This window comes from Spirillospora sp. NPDC049652, assembly GCF_040675125.1.
Classification (GTDB): domain Bacteria; phylum Actinomycetota; class Actinomycetes; order Streptosporangiales; family Streptosporangiaceae; genus Spirillospora.
Genome location: NZ_JBFAOF010001224.1, coordinates 1 through 1,818, shown reverse-complemented (window position 1 = coordinate 1,818; position 1,818 = coordinate 1). Strand labels below are relative to the sequence as shown.

The following is a 1,818-nucleotide window of genomic DNA, read 5'->3' as shown; positions in this document are numbered from 1 at the left end:
AGCGCGCCGCGCTCGGCGTCATGCACCCCGGCCGGGTGGACGTCATCGGCGCGGGCTCGCTCATCATCGACCGCATCATGCGCGAGTACGGCTTCGGCGCGGTCGTCGTCAGCGAGCACGACATCCTGGACGGCATCGCCTGGTCCCTCGCGGGCTAGCTGTATTTAAAACAGTCTCGGCCCACTTCGCTCGCCTGGCGGCTCGCTACGTGACCGGGTCTGGGCGAACGCGGCATCGCTTCGCGATCTGCCCGGCTGCGCTCGCCTTCGGCTTCGCTGCACCGGGCAGGTAGCGCGTTCGCGCGCGTGGCTGAGGCCACTTTGAAACAGGCCCTAGCCCTCTCCGACGAGCAGTTCGGGCGGTGTGGCCACGGTGAAGCCGGGCTCGCCGCCCGCCGCGTACCGGGGGACGGGCGGCCCGCTGACCGTCACGCGGAGCCGGTGCCCCGCGTCGAACCGGTGCCCGACCGCGCCGAGCCGGACGACCACCTCGCCCCCTCCCGTCCTGGTCACGCCGTCGCAGACGTTGCGTGAGCGCCCGTCGGCGGCCACATCGCTGAGCCGGACGAACAGCACGCCGTGCCCGGAGAGCCGGACCCGCACCGCCACGATCCCGACGATCTCCACGGGCTCGGCGAGCGGCGCGCTTTCGAAGACCAGCACGTCCTCGTGCGCGGCGAGCCGGTCGTCCCGCTTGACCCCGCCCCGCGCCGACAGCAGCGCCCCGCCCACAGACGGCACCGCGCGACCGGGCTCCGTCCGCACCGTCGCGGGCAGCTCCTTACCGGCCGTGACCTGCAGTTCCGGCCCGTTCGTCCCGCTGTTGGCGGCCGGGCCGCCCTGCGGCGCCGGACGGGTGGGAGGCGCGTCGGGCCAGGCGGGGAGGTCGCGCCACTCTCCGCTGATGTGGAGGCGCAACGGCGCGGCGGGAGCGGGAAACTCCTCGGTGAGGTGGGTGCGGAGCCAGGTGACGGCGGCGTCGAAGACGTCCGGGAGGCCCTGGCTGAGCGCGGTCGTGTGCGTCCATGGGCCGACCACGAGACGGCTCGGGATCGCCGCGTCGCGCAGCGCCTCGTGGTCGCGGACGGCCTGGTCGAGCGTGACGTCCTGCCAGCCGCTGATCAGGCAGGTCGGGACGCGCGGTGTGACCTTCGCGCCGGCCCAGTGCGCGTCGCCGGGTTCCGGGTGCGCGACGGCCTCGCGGAGGAAGGACGGCTCGGTCACCTCGTCCACGCGGACGCCCTTCCGCAGCCTCCGGGACAGGCGCACCAGGTCCGCGACGTGCGCCGCCGTCATCCGCCCCTCGTGGACCATGGTCGTGGACGCGATCAGCGCGTTCTCCAGGTTGAACACGCCGCCCGTGTAGAAGAACGCGTGCGGGTCGTGCAGCGGGACGATCGCGACGGACGCCCGCAGTTCGGGCGGGGGGTCCTGCGCGAGCGCGGCGGACGCGTGGCTCTGCGCGCTCGCGCCGATCGTCCCGAGGACGCCGGTGAACCAGTCCTGCTCGCGGAGCCAGCGGACCGTGGCGTGCCCGTCCGCCGCCTCGTCCCGCCACGGGGCGAACGTCCCGCCCGATCCGCCGGTGCCGCGCCGGCTCTGCAGGACGACGTGGAAGCCCTGCTCGGCGAACGCCACGCCGAACGTCGCGGCCCACGGGAACCCGCGCGAGTACGGGCTGGCCACCAGCAGCGTGGGGAACGCGCCCTCGCCGACCGGGATGTAGTGGTCGGTCTTCAGCGGACCGCCGTCGGCGGCGGGGACGTCGAGGCCGCCCTCGAACGCGACCGGGTACCGCGCCTCGGGCAGTCCGCGCAGC

General features: G+C 74.4%; 1 protein-coding gene and 1 pseudogene. One reads left to right on the top strand and one right to left on the bottom strand.

Annotation, left to right across the window (positions count from 1 at the left end):
• Positions 1–158 (top strand): annotated as a pseudogene (locus AB0J52_RS38790) (exopolyphosphatase); the annotation flags it as partial.
• A 174-nt stretch (positions 159–332) separates the two neighbouring features.
• Here the strand turns inward: AB0J52_RS38790 and AB0J52_RS38785 are convergent.
• Positions 333–1,818: CocE/NonD family hydrolase (locus AB0J52_RS38785; protein ID WP_500188043.1), on the bottom strand; the 1,486-nt coding region annotated here is incomplete at its 5' end.